Here is a 19537-nt window from a genome sequence, read left to right as displayed (position 1 = left end):
AGTTTTTCTATTCATAGAGACATTCATAGGAACATAGGAAGTAATAATGAACGATGTATTATATGGCTTAGATAAAGAGCGGAGAATTCGTAAAAACAATGAATATCGTCTTGTCTATAAGCATGGCACTTATGAAGTGGGTCGGCTCTGTGTTGTATATCGCATGCCCGTAGCAAAGCAGTCTACACGGATTGGTTTTGTTACTGGTAAAAAAGTGGGCGGTGCGGTACAGCGTAATAGGGCACGTCGTTTGATGAAGGAAGTATATCGTCTAAATCAACACAAGATTAAGGAAGGCTATGCCATTGTAGTCGTTGGTCGTGCTAGATTAAGTGAAGCCACGTATAAAGAGGCTGAAAAAGAGATGCTCTATTTATTTAGAAAGTCTAAATTACTTAAAAGTACTAAAAACTAATGACGAAGGAGTAGGCTATGAGTCATATAGTTCATTATATAGTAAAGGCTATTAATATAGTGTTTATTGCACTTGTTCAGATATATCGCTATGGAATATCTCCATTAAAGCCTAAATCTTGTCGTTTTTATCCCACATGTTCGACGTATATGCTACAAGCCTTGCGCAAATATGGACCTTTTAAAGGTAGTTATTTAGGAATTAAAAGGATTTTAAAATGTCATCCTTGGCATAAAGGTGGCTATGATCCTTTGCCTTAAGTGAAATCTTAAGTAATTGAGAAACAGCTTAAGTAAAATAACACTTAGTAGAATATGTTTTATTATAAATAATCTTATTTTCTTAATAGGTGAGACGATTTCTATATAACACAAATTTGGAAATACCGGAGTGTCTGTATGGATGAAATATAGACCATACCATAACGATATATAGACACGTAAAGGGTTCACATTATATACGTCCATGTTACTCAAAATAGGAGAAGACTATTGGGAATCTTTGACGCATTAGTTGAATTTATGCAATCCCTTGTTATGTATAGCTTTGACTTTACAAAACTTATTGGGATTCCAAGCTATGGTATTGCCATCATTTTGTTGACGATTGTAATTAAAGCTATTTTAGCACCGTTAACTGTGAAGCAAATTAAATCCATGCGCGGCATGCAGGCATTGCAGCCAAAAATTAAAGAGCTTCAGAAAAAATATAAAAATGATCCTAAGAAATTACAAGAAGAAATGGGTCGTCTTTACAAAGAACTTGGTATTAATCCATTATCTGGCTGTTTACCATTACTTGTACAGATGCCATTCTTGATTGCGATTTTCTATGCTCTTCGTGATTTCCCATACGAAGCTGGTTATGAAGCCTTCTTATGGTTACCAAATCTTAGTGTGCCAGATCATTTATATATTTTACCAGTACTTAGTGCCTTGTCTACATATGTAATGAGTAAACAATCAGGCAGTGCAGCAGGCGCAGGTGGTGCTGCGGGGCAACAAAAGATTATGCAAATCTTCATGCCTTTATTCATTGGTTATATTAGCTTGAATTTCGCTAGTGGTTTGGTTATATACTGGGTCGTATCTAATATATTCCAAATGATTCAGCAATTCTTTATCTATCGCAATGATAATAAGGAGAGTTAAGTATGGACTTTATTGAGATTTCTGCTAAAACAATTGATGAAGCACTTGCTAAAGGACAGGCTCAACTTGCTAGTGAAGGTAAGACTATGGTGGATTCCAAAGTATTGGAAGAGCCTTCAAATGGCTTTTTAGGTATTGGTCGCCGTAACGCACTCGTGCGTATTTACTTCGAAGAAGCTGCTGTAAAAGAGGTTGAAGAATCTGCATCTGTTACAGAGAATACAACTGTTGTAGAAGCAGTTCAGGAGGCTCCAAAGGCTTCTGAAGACGTGGCATCTGAGAGTGATGCTATGGCATCTAAGGCGGCTCCTGAAAAACCAGCAAAACCAAGCCTTTCTAAAGAAGAGCAAATGGTCATCGCTGATAAAGGTAAACAATTCTTAACAGATATGTTTGCCAATATGGGCTTAGCTGTACAAATTGAAAAAATGGTGAATACTGAAAAAATTACCTATCAAATCCATGGTGAAGAATTGGGTATTTTAATCGGTAAACATGGTCAAACATTGGATGCTATCCAATATTTGACTAATTTAGTGGCTAACAAAGATAGTGTTGGTCGCGCTTACATCGTTGTAGATGTAGAGAACTATCGAGCCCGTCGGGAAGAGACGCTCGTAAACTTAGCAAAGCGATTGGCTTCCAAGGTAAAGCGTAATCGTCAAAAAATTGCCTTAGAGCCTATGAGTGCTTTTGAGCGCAAAGTGATTCACTTGACACTTCAAAATGATCCTCATATTGTGACAGATAGTGAAGCTGAAGAACCATATCGTCACATCGTTATTGCATATAAGCGATAATATAAATACTTGTGCGTGAGGCGCGCGGCATTTATAAAGCGAGTAAAACCCGGTCTCTGATCGGGTTTTATTTGTATTAATTTAGATCCTTTATAGGAGATATACTATGTATACAGAAGATACCATTGCGGCTATCGCAACACCACCCGGCATAGGTGGGGTGGGCATTATTCGCGTTAGTGGCGCAAAGAGCTTTAGTATAGTGAATTCTATATATAAAGATTCCAATACCGCTTCCTTAGAGGAGCGTCAAAATAGAACCATTCAATATGGTAAAATTTATAATCCTCAAGAACAAAAAGTACTGGATGAAGTGCTTTTACTGCTCATGAAAGGCCCGCACTCTTTCACGGCAGAGGATGTAGTTGAAATACAATGTCATGGTGGCATTGTAGTGGTGCGTGAAATTTTGAAATTATTGCTTAGCCAAGGCGTTCGATTAGCGGAACCGGGGGAATTTACAAAGCGTGCCTTTTTAAATGGTCGCATCGATTTAACGCAGGCGGAAGCTATTATAGATATTATAGAGGCAAAATCTGAAAAATCTTTAGAAGTGGCTGTGAATCAATTAGATGGTACCTTGGCTCAGATGATTCGAGACATTCGGGAGTCTTTATTGACCTTGGTAGCACAGCTTGAAGTAGCCATTGATTATCCTGAAGAGGATATTGAAGAGTTAACTATGGAGCAAACAGCGGAGGCTGTGCGTCCTATTTTAGAGCGAATGAAGCATTTATTGGCAACGGCGAATCGGGGGAGGCTTTTGCGCGATGGTATTATGACGGCCATTGTGGGGCGTCCTAATGCCGGTAAGTCAAGTCTTATGAATGCATTGCTCCGTGAAAATCGCGCCATCGTCACTGATATTCCAGGAACGACACGAGATAGTATTGAAGAAAATATTACTATTGAAGGCATTCCTGTACGCTTGGTAGATACGGCGGGCATTCGCGATACAGAGGATATAGTAGAAAAACTTGGCGTAGATCGAGCTAAGGAATATTTAGAAAAAGCACAGATTATTATTTGTGTAATCGATGCTTCTAAGCCATTAACTGAGGAAGAGCGTCAGATTTTAAGTGAAGCAGCTAGTGATCATACGATTGTCTTTTTAAATAAGGCCGATATGGGCGCTCAAATTACGGTAGCTGATGTGGCACCTTTAGGCGAATTCTCCATGATTGCACCTATCAGTGCAGCCCAAGGGGAAGGGATGGATATTCTAGCTGATGTGACTAAGGAATTAGTAGCAGGTGGCACCGTAAATCAAGATAATCAGGCGATGTTAAGTAATGTGCGCCATATAAATTTGATGGAAGAGTCCGTAGCACAACTAAGTGAAGCTTTGAGTAATATTGAAATGGGGATGGCTGTAGATTTTGTAGTCACTGATATTCGCAGCGCGTGGGAAAAATTAGGTGATATTACAGGTGACAGCGTCCGTGAATCCTTGGTGGATGAACTATTCTCTCGCTTCTGTTTAGGTAAATAAGTAGTTTATAAAATAAAAACATGCTATATAATACTATATAAGGATATAGCGTCTGTGAAAAAAGTTAGGAGAAATTATGTATACCGTCGATACTTATGATGTGATTGTCATCGGTGGTGGCCATGCCGGTTGTGAAGCAGCGCTTGCAACTGCACGCATGGGTCAACGCACATTAATGGCGACCCTTAATTTAGATAATATTGCACTTATGCCATGTAATCCTGCCATTGGTGGGCCTGGTAAGAGTCATTTAGTATATGAATTAGATGCCTTAGGTGGTCAAATGGCCATTAATGCTGATGCCACAGCGATTCAAATGCGTATGTTAAATACGGGGAAAGGGCCGGCCGTTCATTCCCTACGTGCGCAATCCGATAAAGTAGCGTATCAGCGCCTTATGAAGGAAACTTTGGAAAATACAGATAATCTCAATGTTAAGCAAATTATGGTCAATGAAATCCTTATTGAAGATGGTCAGGTAAAGGGGATTTTAGGTGAACTAGGCGAAGTGTATGAAGCTAAGGCGATTATTCTTTGTACAGGGACCTATTTAAAAGGTAAGATTATTACTGGTGAATTAACCTATACTGGTGGTCCTAATGGACAGCGTACAGCTGAGCTTTTATCCGATTCATTGCGCAAACATGGTATTGAATTAATGCGTTTTAAAACAGGTACACCAGCTCGTGTAGATAAGCGTACGTTAAGTTTAGACCATATGACGGAACAGCCAGGAGATTCGATGTATCGTGCCTTTTCCTTTATGAGTGATTGGACTGATCGGAATGAACAAATTTGTTGGCTCACTTATACAAGTGAAGAAACACATGATATCATTCGCGCTAATCTATTCCGTGCCCCTATGTATACGGGGATTATTGAAGGGACAGGCCCACGTTATTGCCCATCTATTGAAGATAAAGTAGTTCGTTTCAGCGATAAAAATCGCCATCAATTATTCGTAGAACCAGAAGGAAATCATACGAATGAAATGTATGTACAGGGCATGAGTACGAGTCTTCCTATTGATGTGCAGTATAAATTTTTACGCACCATTCCTGGTCTTGAAGATGTAGAAATTATGCGCCCTGCCTATGCTATCGAATATGACTGCTTAAATCCATTGCAATTAACACCAGCTTTACAAGTAAAGACTATTAAAGGTCTGTATTCAGCAGGCCAGGCTAATGGTACTTCTGGCTATGAAGAGGCTGCTGCACAGGGCTTAATAGCAGGTATTAATGCGGCACTTTATTTACAAGGTAAAGAGCCATTTATCTTATCACGTTCTGAAGCCTATATAGGTGTATTGATTGATGATTTAGTTACTAAAGGAACTAAGGAACCATATCGTATGATGACGAGTCGTAGTGAATACCGCTTATTGCTTCGCCAAGATAATGCAGATATGCGTTTAACTGAAAAGGGGTATGAAATTGGCTTAGTTACAAAGGAACGATATGATCGATTCTTAGCTAAGAAAGCACTCATTGAAGAAGGTCTAGAAGAGCTTAAGAATACGCCAATTAATCCATCATCAGAAGTACAAGCAAAGCTTGAGGCACTTGGTACAGCGCCAATTAAAACAGGGATTAAAGCCTTTGATTTAGTTAAGCGTAATGAATTATCCTATGGCGATGTGGCTGAGGCATTTAATTTAAAACGATATAGCCCAGAAGTAGAAGAAGAAATTGATATCATGATTACTTATGATGGATATATTAAAAAGCAAATGGATCAAGTGGCTAAAGTTAGAAAATTGGAAGAAAAGATTATTCCAGCAGACTGGGATTATGAATCTATGAAGGGGATTTCCTTGGAAGCTAAGCAAAAATTAGCCCAGATTAAGCCTCATTCTATTGGTCAAGCCAGTCGTATTTCTGGTGTATCCCCTGCGGATGTATCTGTTTTATTAATTCAGTTGGAACAATATCGTCGTGAACAGGAGTAAGTCTTATGAAGGAGATGCCAAAAGTTAAAAAGAAAGGTATTGAAAAGGCAGATTTGGCCAAGGGGATGGAGAAAAAATCAGGCAAAAAAAATGCTGTGCCACAAATAGATCTTATGAAGCTCAGTCAAGTTCTTACAAAAGAAGAAGAAATAGCATTCTCTCAGAATCTAGAGGTACAACTCAAAGCAGCTGGCTTTGGACCATCGACTAAACAACTCGACCAATTTACTACCTATTATAAATTGCTTATTGAAACGAATAAAACCTTGAATTTAACGGCGATTACTGATCCACATGAGGTGGCAGTAAAGCATATGGTAGACTCCTTAACAGCTCTAAGTTCTGTATTTAAGGAAGGTGCTAAGATTTTAGACCTTGGCACTGGGGCAGGCTTTCCAGGAATTCCACTTGCCATATGGCGGCCGGATTTACAGATTACATTATTTGATTCGTTGCAAAAGCGACTTAAATTTTTACAATCTGTAATTACTCATTTAGGCTTAAAATCTGTAACTACATTACATGGTAGGGCGGAAGATTTGGCCCATGAGCCAGAGCATCGCGAAGCCTATGATATAGTGACGAGCCGTGCTGTTGCTAGATTACCTATTTTATTAGAATGGGCCTTGCCTTATGTAAAATTAGGTGGGTCTGTGGTGGCATTAAAAGGTGCTATATATGAAGAGGAAATCAATTCAGCAGGTTTTGCCTTACAGACATTGGGTGGCACGATTGAAAAGGTTAATACTGTAACATTGCCTACATTGGAGGATAAAAGAGCTGTTATTTACATTAAAAAAGTAAAATATACACCAAAAAAATATCCTCGTAAACCAAAAGAAATAAAGACTAAGCCTTTGGAAAAATAATGTGAGCGTAGTTTAAAAATCGGCGTTCTAGATTTAATCTATACCTATATATATAATTTCTATATAGGTAAGTGATTATTTCTAGGGCGCCTTTTTATTGACTTTCAATGGTTTACAGAGTATCCTTAATTTATTATGATTTAATTTTATATTTGACCTTATCAAGAGTGACTGAGGGATTTGGCCCAATGAAGTCCGGCAACCGGTTTACACGGTGCTACATCCAACAGCTATGGCAACGCAATTCATGTACAGTTATGAAGAGGGCCACTGACAGATAAGGAGGAATCCTCTGTCTAAAACGATGGAGGTTTTTTATTTTATCTTAAGTAGTTGGACTGGGATAAACGCTGGACCAGGATAAGAGCTGGACATAAGTAGGTTTAGCAGTTTGAGAAAAGAAGGGAGTTTATTATGCCAATCTATAATGGACGATTGCCGCAGGTGGATGAAGTGGAAACCAGGCGCTATGCAGGCTTAAAACATGCAGAAGAATTCCCTCAAGCTTATATTAAAGAGGCGTGCCTAGAAGTGCAATTACAGGCGATGCCACAGGGGATATTTGAAGCTTACGAATATGATGCTACGAATGGTATTGTAAAAAGTGAGCCTCCATTACAAATTAAAGGGAGCACGATTTTAAAGCATTTAGAAAAATCTGAACGTGTATATGTTATGGCCGTAACTATTGGGGAAGGCGTGGAACTGCGCAGTGCAGAGCTATTTAAAGAGGGGAATTACACCTTAGGATTACTCGTTGATGCCGCTGCTACTACAGCAGTGGAACAAGTAGCTGATCAAGTGAATGCCATCATAGATAAGGAAGCAGCTCGCCTTGGCTATACAACTACATGGCGATTTAGTCCTGGCTATGGTAATTGGGATTTAACTATACAAAAGGAGTTAGCTCATAGTATTGGTACATCGCGTATAGGTTTAAGTGTGACAGATAGTTTTTTGTTATTTCCTAGAAAATCTGTTACCGCGATTATTGGCTGTATGCCTAAGGGGGAGACCGTTCAGACGAAACGTGGATGTAGCTCCTGTTCGCAAGCTCATTGTGCATCGCGACGTATGTAATAGCTGATGAATACATAACTAGTATTTTTACAACAATTTGGTATGAAAGAGGGATTTTATGTATATATTTGATGGAGCCATGGGTACTATGCTACAGCAGTCAGGGCTTAAAGAAGGGGAATGTCCTGAATTATTTAATGTGGAGCAGCCTTTAGTTGTTCAACACATACACGAAGCATATTTAAAAAGTGGTAGTGATATTATTACAACCAATACATTTGGTGCCTGTGGTTTAAAATTAGCCGACTATGGATTGGCTCATCGTGTAGAGGAAATTAATAGAGCGGCGGTTAAGGTGGCTAAAGCAGCCATTCAAGGTGTTAAGCCTAGTGCACGGGTGGCAGGCTCTATGGGACCTACGGGATTATTTATTGAACCTTTGGGGAATATATCTTTTGATGAAGTATATGCTACCTATCATGAACAAGCATATGCTTTAATTGGAACAGGGGTCGATTTCATTATCATTGAAACAATTATTGATATTCAAGAAATGAGGGCCGCCTTATTAGCTGCCTTAGATGCTCGTAAGGAATTAGGTAAAACTGTAGATGATGTTAAAATTATATGTCAATTTTCCTTTAGTGAAGATGGTCGTACTATAACTGGTACACCACCAGAAGCGGCCGCTATTTTAATGGAAGCTATGGGGGCTGATATAGTAGGTATCAATTGTTCTTTGGGGCCGGAGCAATTAATTCCGCTGGTGGCTCGTCTAGCATCAGTTACTAATTTGCCAATTAGCGCCCAACCTAATGCGGGCATGCCCATATTAGTAGGAACTGATACAGTATTTCCTTTGAGTCCTAAAGATATGGGACAGTATGTGGTGCAATTAGTTGATGCTGGTGCCTCTTATATTGGTGCCTGTTGTGGGAGCACGCCAGCTCATATAGGTGAAATTAAAAAAGCCCTGCACCAGCATGTACCTAAAGAGCGTCAAAATGTCCCAGCTTTTACAGCTTTTACGAGTCGAACTGGCGTAGTCAGAGTGGGGCATGGTGAAAAGCCTATTATAATTGGAGAACGCATCAATCCAACGGGTCGCAAAGTATTAGCCAAAGAGATTCAAGCTGGTAGTTTTGCTATGGTAAAACGAGATGCTTTAGCACAAGTACAGGCAGGCGCTGATGTGTTAGACGTAAATATGGGGGTGCCTGATACTGATGCAGTAGCTACGATGAAACGAGCTATTATGGAACTTACTATGTTGGTTGATGTGCCTTTGTCCATTGATACATTAGATCCTAAGGCTATGGAAGCTGGGCTTAAAGCATATCCAGGAAGAGCCCTCATAAACTCTGTAAATGCTGAGCCGGAGCAATTAGAAAAGGTACTACCTTTGGCGAAACGTTATGGTGCGGCCTTACTTTGTTTGCCCTTAGGTAAGGGTGATTTACCAGCTACCGCTGAAGAGCGCATCGCTTTAGCTAAGGAGATTGTTTTAGCTGCTTATGAGGTAGGTTTAAGAAGTGAAGATTTACTATTGGACCCACTTGTACTTACATTGGCTAGTGGACAGTATAGTGCGGTGGAAACATTGCGCACACTGGCCTTATATAAGGAAACTTTTGGTTTTCCTACCGTAATGGGTTTATCCAATGTTTCCTTTGGGATGCCACAGCGACCGTATTTAAATGGCCAGTTTTTAACTATGGCACTATCACATGGCTTAACAGCACCGATTTTAAATCCTTTAAATGATACAGTTAAAAAAGCATTTATTGCAGGGCGCACTTTATTAGGATTTGATCCAGCTGCTGCGGAATTTATTGCTACCTACGGCAATGAGGAAGAACTAGTAGTTACTAAAAAAAGTATAAATCCCTCAACTAGTGAATTCCATAATGAAGATCCATTAGAAAATATACAGCATGCTGTAGAGCAAGGTGAAAAAGAATTAGTTGTAGAGCTAGTAGAAAAAGCCTTAGCAGCAGGAATTGATCCTTTAAAAATTACTAAGCAAGCCTTATCAGAAGCCATGAATGTAGTAGGGGATAAATTTGGTAGTGGCAAAGTCTTTTTACCTCAAGTTATGTTGGCAGCGGAAGCCATGCAAGGAGCGTTTCAAACTATTAAAAAAGTATTACCTGAAAATGATGGACTCAGTAAAGAGACTGTTATAGTAGCTACTGTTAAGGGTGATATTCACGATTTAGGTAAAAATATTGTAGCTGCATTACTGGAAAATAATGGCTATCGAGTTATTGATTTAGGTAAAGATGTAGATCCTGAAGACATTGTACGTGCAGCAGAAGCTGAAAAGGCTTCCGTTATAGGCATATGTTCTTTAATGACGACTACCATGCCGATGATTGATGTAACAATTAAAGCCATTCGCGCAGCTGGATTATCATCAAAGGTAATCGTAGGTGGTGCCGTATTGACCCAAGAATATGCTGACAAAGCAGGGGCAGACTCATATGCTAAGGATGGCATTTCAGCAGTTAATATTGTTAAACATTTACTAGGCGATGATTAGTAGATTAAAAAGTATTAGAGAATTTAAGCAATTAGTTAAATTAGTTAAATAAGTTAAATCAGTTAACTTAGTAAAATTAGTTAAATTAGAAAAATAAGAAAATTAATAGAAATTAGAGAAACTAGAGAAACTAGAGAAATTAGAGTGGTTGAATATTGAAGAGTATTTAGGTGTATAAAGTCGATTGTACTTCGGGATATGAAGTTGGCTGTATTTAGATACATTAGGATGTTTATTAGTATTTATATAAAGTTAAATCCGCTTGTTTATATTAAGTGGGTTGTATTTGTTGATATTAAGTTAATTGCAATTATTTATATTAAGTGAATCATTCTTACTTATATTAAGTGAATCATTCTTACTTATATTAAGTGAATCATTCTTACTTATATTAAGTGAATTATACTTACTTATATTAAGTATATTATGCTTGTTTATATAGAGTTAATTCCGTTTGTATATAGTGTTGATTGCAATTGGCTATTAGATATCAGATACTTATGTGTGTTTAAATACAGTACTTTATGTTTTTAAGTATTAGAAATTTGGGGTGGAGGTTTTACTTTGGAACGATTACGTGATAAGCATAAGGCGGGCGCATTTACTATAACAGTGGAATTAGATCCACCAAAAAGTGCTTCAGCACAAAAAATATTTGAAGAAGCTAGTCAGTTACGGGGCAAGGTAGATGCCATTAATATTGCTGATTGTCCTATGGCAAAAATGCGCATGAGTCCCATTGCGTTGGCTCATCTAATTAAACTTCAAGAGTCCATAGACACTATTTTTCACTTAACTTGTCGCGATAGAAATAGCATGGGGCTACAGTCTGAACTATTAGGTGCCGCTGCACTAGGTGTGGATAATATCTTAACTTTGACTGGGGACCATCCATCTTCAGGAGATCATCCTAATGCAAAACCTGTTTTTGAAGTGGACTCTTTGGGATTATTAAAAATTGCTAGTACATTAAATCAGGGCTTCGATATAAGTGGTAATGCTTTAGATGTAGGCAGTGATTTTTATATCGGCACTACAGGAAACCCTGGGGCTGATGATTTAGCGCTAGAAAAAGAGAAAATCACTAAGAAAGTAGAGAATGGTGCTAATTTTATCCAAACACAACCTATTTATGACTTAGAAAAAGCCAAGCGATTTATAGAAATGGTAGAACCATTGAATATCCCAATTATGCTGGGATTAATTCCTTTAAAAAGTTATAAAATGGCAGAATACTTACATACAAAGGTTCCCGGTATCTCACTTACACCAGATATACTAGAACGGATGAAACAAGGTGGGGGAGAAGCTGGTTTAGAAATTGCTGTTGAAACCCTCTTGGAAATAAAAAAAATGGCCCATGGGGTTCATATTATGCCATTGAATAATATTCAAACAGTCCTTTATTTAATTGACCATATTTAGAAGAACATGAAGAAAAAAATATAAAGGCAAAAACAGAAAAGTAAACCATAAACAATAAAGGTAAATTCATAAATAAAAGTATATTACTTGTAATAAATTGCCTTAAGATGTGGTATATGGAAATTGCAGCAACAAGAGTAATAAGCGTAATGAGAGTAATAAGATCTAAAAGATAAAATGGTGTAAAAAGAGTAAATGGCTTAAATAGCGTAAAAAGGGACTTATGATTCTGATTTGTGTAAAAATATAATATTTAAATTATACCTCAGTAAATACTACTAGGATTTACATATAGTTGTGAACTAAAAATTACAACATGTTAACCTATGTTATAAAATTTACTGAGGTATTTTCATATATAATTAACTATAATGTTTCACGTGAAACATTTATAATTAAAGAAGGAGAAAAGTTAATATATAGTTAATATGATTAGGTTATCTTTTGGTTCAAGTTATTTATTGAGTAATTCGAATTTTATTTTGCTTATAGTTTGATAAGTTGGAAGATAGAACATTCTTGTTAGAGATGGTGTAAAAGTTGAGGGACTAGTTTGATACGGGACCTATGTATGTGCTTGAGAGTAGTGTAGAAATTAGAGTATCCGAAACTTGGACTTTTGTTAGACAACTTGTGTAAGTGTTTGAGAGTAGTGTATTAATTTGTTTCACGTGAAACAATATAAATAGCAATCCTTAATTATGTTTTTAGATAAAATAATATAAAGTTGATGCCAAGTTTTTGGTTAATGTTTCACGTGAAACATTTTATATTATAGTGTGATACATTGAGAGGAAAATCCACATTATTGGTGTTATTTTATGTAAAAGCAAGTTTTTATGTTATGAGTATGTTATAATATTTTGTGTATTTATTGTTTAGAATGAGGTGAGCTTGTGGGAAAAATAATAGCCATTACCAACCAAAAGGGTGGGGTAGGAAAAACGACAACATCAGTAAATCTTAGTGCTTGTATTGCAGCGTCTGGCAAAAAAGTGCTGCTAATTGATATGGATCCACAAGGCAATGCGACGAGCGGTCTTGGCATTGATAAGGATAATTTAGATGCTAGTATATATGATGTACTAATTAATCAGGTGGCTATTAACGATGTTCTTCAGCCCACAGCTATTAAAAAATTAAAAATAGCACCAGCTGCTATCGAATTAGCCGGTGCAGAGATTGAATTAGTTGGCTTAGATAAACGAGAACATATTTTGAAAAAGGCCCTAAAAAGTGCAAAAAAAGAATATGATTTTATTTTTATTGATTGCCCACCATCATTAGGATTGTTGACATTAAACTCTATGATTGCTGCTGATAGCGTACTAATTCCCATTCAAAGTGAATTCTATGCTTTGGAAGGGGTAAGTATGTTAGTGCATACCATTGATTTAGTGAGAGAATCGTTAAACAAAAATTTAGAAATTGAAGGCGTTTTATTGACTATGTTTGATGGCCGCACTAATTTGTCCATACAGGTAGCCGATGAAGTTAAAAAATATTTTACTACTAAAGTATATAAAACGATGATTCCTCGCAATGTGAGATTAAGTGAAGCACCAAGTTTTGGTGAACCAATTATTATATATGATCCAAAATCAAAAGGTGCTGAAGTGTATATGAAACTAGCGAAGGAGGTCATTAAGCATGCCGCGGTCAAATAAGAAGAGAACCGGCCTTGGTAAAGGCTTAGGTGCTTTAATTCATAAGGAACCAGTGATTGAAAACGAAATAGATTTAGATGTAGCAGAAGGGCGTAGTGAAAGCGAAGGAAGACATAGAAAAGTAAGTAAAGGGGTTCATATAGAAGTTAGTGAAGAAGCTAGCAAAAATACTGTTGCAGTAGGAACCTCGCGTCGCGCTAAGATGGCAAACTCTAAAACTAATAATAAGAAGGATGAGAGTAGTACTAAAGATAACTCACAGAAACAGTCTGATGATGAAGCTGAATATACTAGTCAAAAAAAATCAACTGATTCAGAGTTACATACATCGAGTAAAGGGACCGAAGGAAATACAGGGGTTAAAGTAGAGGGGGAAGCTAAACTAGAAGGTTCTGTACTCATCCCAGTAGATAAGGTTATTCCAAATCCTAATCAACCTCGTAAAAATTTTGCCGAAGATGATATGACAAGCCTTATGGACTCTATAAAACGGATTGGTGTTATTCAGCCCATTATTGTGTGCAAGGCAGGGGATGTATATAATTTAGTGGCAGGAGAACGCCGTTTACGTGCATCGAAGGCTATTGGGTTAGCAATGATTCCTGCTTTAATAAAAGACTATAGTAGTGAAGAAGTTACTGAAGTGGCTCTCGTTGAAAATTTACAAAGGCAAAATTTAGATCCTATTGAAGAAGCATTTGCTTATCAACGATTAATGGATACATTTAAGCAAACACAGGATACTATTGCCAATCGGTTAGGTCGAAGCCGTTCATATATTGCTAATATTGTGCGCTTATTAAATTTGCCTGACTTTGTGCGCAATGACTTATCTGCTGGTGAGTTAACTATAGGTCAAGCAAGACCTTTGCTAGCATTATCAGAGGAAGCACAGCAACGAGAGATTTGGAATATTATTAAAGAAAAAGACTTGAATGCGCGTCAAATTGAAGCATTAGTAAAGCGCGTAAAAGAAGGAAAGGAATTAGAACCTCGTAAACAACCAAGCGCATTGCATAATACTGCTGAATTACGAGATTTAGTGGAACGCATTAAATTGAGTGTTGGGGTTAAGGCGGCTATTAAGCTTAAACCAGGTAAAAAAGTACAAGGTCGCATTGAATTACCATTTAAAAGCGAGGAAGAATTAACACGCCTTATTGAATATATGGAATCACAAGAACACTCCATAGGAGCTAATAAAATACAAGATGAGGATTCCTTATCTGAAACAATAGAATTTAAAGTATAAAAAGCAATCATTAAAGAGTCGATTATCAATAATTGACTCTTTAATTTAAAGCATAATTTCAATTGATAATAGTCAGTACATGAAGGATAGAAACATAATGAGTATGACAAATATGGCACAAACTCCAGCAGCTAATCGTATACATATTGGATTTTTTGGTCGCTGCAATGCAGGTAAATCAACTTTAATTAATATGTTAACAGGGCAATCATTGGCTTTGGTTTCTAATGTGGCAGGCACGACTACGGATCCTGTAAGTAAAGCCATGGAAGTACTTCCTCTTGGACCTGTTATGCTCATTGATACAGCTGGCGTTGACGATACATCTGAACTTGGTCCTCTTCGCATCCAAAAAACTCAAGCATTACTACCAAAAATAAATTTAGCACTATATGTGTTAAAATCAAATATAAGTCCATCAAAAGAAGATATTAATTGGATTAAAAAATTAAAAGCTAACAATACACAAACATTACTAATAATTAATGAAGTAAATCAAATTAATTCTGGTTCATATATGGCGGAGCATGGAGCAGTATTTAAAGAGTTTAATTTCCCCTATATTGGTGCTAATTTGCTTGAATCAGATAAACAAGGTGAAATTTTAACTCAATTAGGAAAGATGAAACCTAAAGATGCTGAGTCAGAAAGAGGCTTATTAGAAGGCTTAATTGAATCTGAAGATATTATTGTTCTAGTTTGCCCTATTGATTCTGCAGCACCTAAAGGACGATTGATTTTACCTCAAGTTCAGATGATCAGAGAAGTTCTTGACGGACGTGGCATGAGCTTAGTTGTGCAAACAGAAGAAGTCAGTTCATTATTGAAGATATTAAATAAAAAGCCAAAATTAGTTATAACAGACTCGCAAGCTTTTGAAGAGGTGGCAGCACAAGTACCCAATGATATTCCATTAACATCATTTTCTATTTTGATGGCGCGCTTTAAAGGTGATTTGAAAATTTTATCTGAAGGGGTACAAGCCATTACAAATTTAAAGCCTGGTTCTAAAGTATTAATTAGTGAAGGTTGTACACATCATCGTCAATGCGATGATATTGGCAGTGTGAAAATACCTCGTTGGTTAAAAAAAGCTGGCTATGAGGGATTGGAATTGCAGTGGACCAGTGGTGGTGCATTCCCTGATGATGTGAGTACTTATGATTTAATTATTCATTGTGGCGCTTGTATGTTGACGCGCCGCGAAGTGTTGCGTCGTTTGGAAGTATCCTCGGAACAAGGTGTGCCCATTGTAAATTATGGTGTATTGATTGCAGCGTTACATGGTATTTTAGAGCGCGCTTTGACACCATTTAAACATGAGTTGAAGTAGATTTTATGGTAAAGACTCCATGAAGTTTAGTAAATTAAGTAGAATTAATTACATTCATGTAATATAATAAAAGGTACGGCAGTTAAATATAAAATTTTTGATTGATAGGTGCCGTAACTTAATTTAACTTAGAACATATTCGTTATTGTAGGGGATTTTTCTACTACAATTCATTATATAGATAGAGAAAGGTCAAACATGTTAGAGAACTTTCAAACCTGGATCGTACTAGGAGAAGGTTTAGTTATTATTGTCTTGTTTTTGTATTGTTTAGTTTTACAGAGCAAGATTGGCTCCCTTCATAAAAAGTATGATTATTTTATGCGCGGTGAAAATGGCAGCAGCTTAGAGCGAAAATTATCTGTTGAGGTAAAGGAGTTGCGCGAAGCCGCTGAATCCATTGAAACATTATTTCAACAACAGCAGGCAATTCAAAACACACAACAAAGCACATTTCAAAAGATTGGCTTTGTAAAATATAATGCATTTGAAAATATTGGCAATGATTTGTCGTTTTCAGTTACCTTACTTGATGGCAACAATAATGGTATTTGTATTTCTAGTGTGTATGGGCGTAGTGAATCAAGAATTTTCAGTAAGCCTATAGTTAAAGGGAAGAGCTTAGCAAGCTTATCTCAAGAAGAAATGGAAAGTCTTCAGGAAGCATTGGGGACTAAGTCCAATGAAGAGGCGCTTATTTCAGCGTCTGTTGTTAAATAGTTTGATAATTTAAATCCATTTATATTAAATAGATTAATACATTAATATGAAATATGTTAATAATATGAAATATGTTAATTTTAAATGTGTTAATAATTTAAATAATTTTAAGAGGAGACGAGTAAAGGAAGTGGGCATGGAATGAAGTTACCTGGCTTTTTAGGGAACTATGTAACAAAGCAAGATGGTTCCTATACGCTGCAATGTAGCCAGAAGCAGCTGCGTATACTAGTCGGTGTAATTATTGCTATATTTGTAATTGCCTTAAGCCTTGGTATTTGGGGGATTGCGCGACAAGCAGAACTCATGGAGCTAAGACAAAAGACTCAATTACAGACAGAGCAATTGAAATTATTGCAACAAAAGACGGAAATTTTAGATAAGAAAATTCAAACTTTGGATCAATTAGATCAAGAAATTCGACAAATGGTTAAGGGTTCTGAAACGGGCACGGTGCCGCAAGGTGGTGGGGAAGCACAAACACCTACTAAGGCTGAGAGTGAGGAACCTGGAGCTGCTGATACAGCAACAGGTGGCGAAACAGACTCTACGAGTGCCAATGAAGCGAATGCATCAGGTCCTGTGTCAGTAACAGAATTGTCTGCTAAATTATCGCATTTAGATCGTTTAGCACAGCAGCGCATGGCGTCTTTTTATATGCTTCGCAATGTGCTTAAAGATGGAGCCGGTCAAAACATTCGCGATCTTCAATCCATCGCCTTTAACACCAATAATCCAGCTGGGGCTAGTGTGACTATGCCTTCTATTTGGCCTGTTAAAGGGGTTATTACGTCTACTTTTGGTGGTCGTACCGATCCTGTGTATGGTGGTACTGCTTACCATGAAGGGCTTGACATTGCTAATGATTATGGTACCCCTATTGTGGCTACCGCAGCGGGGAATGTAACTTTTGCTGATGCGACTAGTGGTGGATATGGCAATTTAGTTGAAATAGACCATGGCAATGGCTTTGTCACACGATATGGACATACATCTGTTATTTTGGTTCATGCTGGTACTGTGGTAAAACAAGGTGATACCATAGCTCTTATGGGTAGCACTGGGAAAAGCACGGGCAGTCATTTACATTATGAAGTAAATATCAATGGTAGCGCTGTTGATCCTATGCTGTTCTTGCCGATTCAATAATTAGGGATTATCCATAGAGCGTTAAATAGGATAAAAATCAGTAAAGGCTAATAAAAGTTAATAAAGACTAATAAAAATTAATAAAAAGTCATAAAAGCTAATAAGAAGTCATATCCTAGGGGTAGTAGCGTTATTTTACTATCCTTTGGGGTATGACTTTTTGCATATGTGAAGTACTTGATTAAGGGCTTAAGAGCCTTATACAATCTTAAAAGAATGCTTGAATTATATGTTTTTTATATGTTGTAGATAGTATAAATGTGGTAAAATAATAATATACGCTATAAGTTACGGTTGTATCATCCGCTCAGTAGCTGGGCAGTGTTTTAGCTTTTGAGCCTTTGAGCCCTTGAGCTCTTTAGCCTTTGTTCTTTCGGACCTTTGCGTGTTTTGGCATTTAAAGGTTTAGGCCATGGAGGCTTTGAAGGTTTGAACACGTGAGCGTTTGAGCCCTTGAGGCTTAGAATGGTTGAGTGTTTGAGCTCTTAATCGTTTGAGGGGATGATAGGAAGCTTGTTTTATTTTAAACAAGCAAAAAGAGGAATTTTAAGTAGTTATGGCGAATAAGTAGAAAGACTGCGGATATATATAAAACCGTGTAAAAATCATATGGAGGGTAGGTGTTGCCTGTGACCGTATTAGCCATAGTGCTACTGGTTATTATTATTCTAATAGGGATTATTCTGTTTAGGCCTATTGTATATTCATTTGAAGTCGTTGCTCGTAAGCCGTATAAGGCTGAGATATACGTCGAATGGTGGGGCAAAATGTTCTTAGTTCATTTTAAATATGAACAAGGAACGCCTTTTTTCCAAGAAGTATATATTTTAAGAAAGGCTAAATTAGGGGCTGTTCGTGACTATGAGGATTGGTTGGCACGTCGTGTAGAAGAGGCGACTGCTGATGAAACCGATGAGGAATCGTATGAGACTTTGAATGACCGATTGCCTAATGCGGGTGTAGATACGACGCCGTTAGAGCCACCACGTCCTTTAACAGAGGAAGAGTTGGCAAAGGCTAGTGAATCTACTGAGCAAAGAGAGGATACGATTGATACGCTTCGTTTTGATGCAGATGGTAAACTTTGCGAAGAGGATGCTAAGCGCGTAGCTGAACTTAAGGCAAAAGAAGAAGCGGAAGAGGCTGAAAAAGCCACAGCTAATGGGGCTAAAGATCAAGAGTCGACAGATAGTGATGAAGCGACTAAGGCGCAGGCTGATCCACATAAACGCTGGTGGTTAAAGCATGTAACTAATGGTGCTTTATATGAAAAGCTTTTGTTGTTGGTTAAGCGTAGTTACAATCATTCCAAACCTCGCGAACTTCGCATTGAAGGACTTTTTGGCAATGGCGACCCTTATAGTATGGGCATTATAGCTGCTGCATTATACTCTATTTGGCCAAGTAAAATGAGTGAAGTCCAGCTAGATTATACGGAGCGCTCATTTGTAGGTAGCTTTTTGATGAAAGGTCGTATTTATCCTGGCGTTATGGCTTGGTATGGCTTCTTATTTGCTATATCTAAACCAGTTCGTGATCTTGGAATTGATGTTGTTAAAGCGGGATTACGACATAGAAAAGCTAAGAAGGCAGCAGAAAAAGCAGCTTCATTGGGAGCAGAAAAAACAGCGTAATTACAATTTCGTAGTATAATACGTGCCACATGGATTGCGTAGTATACAGGATACGATAAAGAATAATAAAACAGTAACGAATCATACAATTAAGAGTAGTGTGTGAAGTACACAACA

General features: G+C 37.5%; 16 protein-coding genes and 1 riboswitch. All 16 genes read left to right on the top strand.

Annotation, left to right across the window (positions count from 1 at the left end; all coding sequences use genetic code 11):
- Positions 1 to 46: 46 nt before the first annotated feature.
- Positions 47 to 415 (top strand): ribonuclease P protein component, encoded by a 369-nt coding sequence (gene rnpA, locus Q0376_RS02005; RefSeq protein ID WP_298703515.1) that lies wholly within the window; start codon positions 47 to 49, stop codon positions 413 to 415.
- Positions 416 to 432: 17 nt separating this feature from the next.
- On the top strand, positions 433 to 675 hold the full coding sequence (gene yidD / locus Q0376_RS02000) for a membrane protein insertion efficiency factor YidD (protein ID WP_298703513.1): 243 nt from the start codon (positions 433 to 435) through the stop codon (positions 673 to 675).
- Positions 676 to 936: 261 nt separating this feature from the next.
- The gene (locus Q0376_RS01995) at positions 937 to 1566 is read left to right on the top strand and encodes a YidC/Oxa1 family membrane protein insertase (protein WP_298703564.1); all 630 of its coding nucleotides are present in this window, start codon (positions 937 to 939) and stop codon (positions 1564 to 1566) included.
- A gap of 2 nt (positions 1567 to 1568) precedes the next feature.
- Positions 1569 to 2366, top strand: coding sequence for an RNA-binding cell elongation regulator Jag/EloR (gene jag / locus Q0376_RS01990; protein WP_298703511.1), 798 nt, complete (start codon positions 1569 to 1571; stop codon positions 2364 to 2366).
- 106 nt (positions 2367 to 2472) lie between these two features.
- Positions 2473 to 3858: a tRNA uridine-5-carboxymethylaminomethyl(34) synthesis GTPase MnmE gene (mnmE, locus tag Q0376_RS01985; protein ID WP_298703509.1), complete on the top strand. Its 1386-nt coding sequence runs from the start codon at positions 2473 to 2475 to the stop codon at positions 3856 to 3858.
- A 76-nt stretch (positions 3859 to 3934) separates the two neighbouring features.
- The gene (mnmG, locus tag Q0376_RS01980; protein WP_298703507.1) at positions 3935 to 5809 is read left to right on the top strand and encodes a tRNA uridine-5-carboxymethylaminomethyl(34) synthesis enzyme MnmG; all 1875 of its coding nucleotides are present in this window, start codon (positions 3935 to 3937) and stop codon (positions 5807 to 5809) included.
- A gap of 5 nt (positions 5810 to 5814) precedes the next feature.
- Complete coding sequence (rsmG, locus tag Q0376_RS01975; RefSeq protein ID WP_298703505.1) at positions 5815 to 6678, top strand: 16S rRNA (guanine(527)-N(7))-methyltransferase RsmG; 864 nt, start codon at positions 5815 to 5817, stop codon at positions 6676 to 6678.
- Positions 6679 to 6833: 155 nt separating this feature from the next.
- Positions 6834 to 6962, top strand: a riboswitch (SAM riboswitch).
- Between the two features lie 130 nt (positions 6963 to 7092).
- Entirely contained in the window at positions 7093 to 7758 is a 666-nt protein-coding gene (locus tag Q0376_RS01970; protein ID WP_298703503.1) for a methionine synthase, read from the top strand.
- A gap of 58 nt (positions 7759 to 7816) precedes the next feature.
- Positions 7817 to 10240 (top strand): homocysteine S-methyltransferase family protein, encoded by a 2424-nt coding sequence (locus Q0376_RS01965; protein ID WP_298703501.1) that lies wholly within the window; start codon positions 7817 to 7819, stop codon positions 10238 to 10240.
- A gap of 564 nt (positions 10241 to 10804) precedes the next feature.
- Positions 10805 to 11665 (top strand): methylenetetrahydrofolate reductase, encoded by an 861-nt coding sequence (locus tag Q0376_RS01960; RefSeq protein ID WP_298703500.1) that lies wholly within the window; start codon positions 10805 to 10807, stop codon positions 11663 to 11665.
- Between the two features lie 896 nt (positions 11666 to 12561).
- Complete coding sequence (locus Q0376_RS01955) at positions 12562 to 13332, top strand: ParA family protein (RefSeq protein WP_298703498.1); 771 nt, start codon at positions 12562 to 12564, stop codon at positions 13330 to 13332.
- On the top strand, positions 13316 to 14584 hold the full coding sequence (locus Q0376_RS01950) for a ParB/RepB/Spo0J family partition protein (RefSeq protein ID WP_298703496.1): 1269 nt from the start codon (positions 13316 to 13318) through the stop codon (positions 14582 to 14584). The genes Q0376_RS01955 and Q0376_RS01950 overlap by 17 nt, the downstream gene beginning before the upstream one ends.
- 112 nt (positions 14585 to 14696) lie before the next feature.
- Positions 14697 to 15917 (top strand): [FeFe] hydrogenase H-cluster maturation GTPase HydF, encoded by a 1221-nt coding sequence (gene hydF, locus Q0376_RS01945; protein WP_298703562.1) that lies wholly within the window; start codon positions 14697 to 14699, stop codon positions 15915 to 15917.
- Between the two features lie 198 nt (positions 15918 to 16115).
- Positions 16116 to 16637 carry a DUF4446 family protein gene (locus Q0376_RS01940; RefSeq protein WP_298703494.1) on the top strand — a complete coding sequence of 174 codons (522 nt, stop codon included), beginning with the start codon at positions 16116 to 16118 and terminating at the stop codon, positions 16635 to 16637.
- Between the two features lie 141 nt (positions 16638 to 16778).
- Positions 16779 to 17786, top strand: a complete 1008-nt coding sequence (locus Q0376_RS01935) for a M23 family metallopeptidase (protein ID WP_298703492.1) — start codon at positions 16779 to 16781, stop codon at positions 17784 to 17786.
- 623 nt (positions 17787 to 18409) lie between these two features.
- On the top strand, positions 18410 to 19420 hold the full coding sequence (locus Q0376_RS01930) for a hypothetical protein (protein ID WP_298703490.1): 1011 nt from the start codon (positions 18410 to 18412) through the stop codon (positions 19418 to 19420).
- Positions 19421 to 19537: the final 117 nt, after the last annotated feature.

Origin of the sequence: uncultured Veillonella sp. (genome assembly GCF_937981445.1) — a bacterium.
In the GTDB taxonomy this organism is placed as follows: Bacteria; Bacillota; Negativicutes; order Veillonellales; family Veillonellaceae; genus Veillonella_A.
This window is presented reverse-complemented; position numbering and strand designations above follow the sequence as displayed.

What these genes read in the sequence shown, in the direction of transcription:
- mnmE (WP_298703509.1), top strand. Translation starts at nt 2,473, where the DNA reads ATGTATACAGAAGATACCATTGCGGCTATCGCAACACCACCCGGCATA.
- Q0376_RS01935 (WP_298703492.1), top strand. Translation starts at nt 16,779, where the DNA reads ATGAAGTTACCTGGCTTTTTAGGGAACTATGTAACAAAGCAAGATGGT.
- mnmG (WP_298703507.1), top strand. Translation starts at nt 3,935, where the DNA reads ATGTATACCGTCGATACTTATGATGTGATTGTCATCGGTGGTGGCCAT.
- hydF (WP_298703562.1), top strand. Translation starts at nt 14,697, where the DNA reads ATGGCACAAACTCCAGCAGCTAATCGTATACATATTGGATTTTTTGGT.
- jag (WP_298703511.1), top strand. Translation starts at nt 1,569, where the DNA reads ATGGACTTTATTGAGATTTCTGCTAAAACAATTGATGAAGCACTTGCT.
- Q0376_RS01940 (WP_298703494.1), top strand. Translation starts at nt 16,116, where the DNA reads ATGTTAGAGAACTTTCAAACCTGGATCGTACTAGGAGAAGGTTTAGTT.
- yidD (WP_298703513.1), top strand. Translation starts at nt 433, where the DNA reads ATGAGTCATATAGTTCATTATATAGTAAAGGCTATTAATATAGTGTTT.
- Q0376_RS01965 (WP_298703501.1), top strand. Translation starts at nt 7,817, where the DNA reads ATGTATATATTTGATGGAGCCATGGGTACTATGCTACAGCAGTCAGGG.
- Q0376_RS01970 (WP_298703503.1), top strand. Translation starts at nt 7,093, where the DNA reads ATGCCAATCTATAATGGACGATTGCCGCAGGTGGATGAAGTGGAAACC.
- Q0376_RS01995 (WP_298703564.1), top strand. Translation starts at nt 937, where the DNA reads ATGCAATCCCTTGTTATGTATAGCTTTGACTTTACAAAACTTATTGGG.
- rnpA (WP_298703515.1), top strand. Translation starts at nt 47, where the DNA reads ATGAACGATGTATTATATGGCTTAGATAAAGAGCGGAGAATTCGTAAA.
- Q0376_RS01950 (WP_298703496.1), top strand. Translation starts at nt 13,316, where the DNA reads ATGCCGCGGTCAAATAAGAAGAGAACCGGCCTTGGTAAAGGCTTAGGT.
- rsmG (WP_298703505.1), top strand. Translation starts at nt 5,815, where the DNA reads ATGAAGGAGATGCCAAAAGTTAAAAAGAAAGGTATTGAAAAGGCAGAT.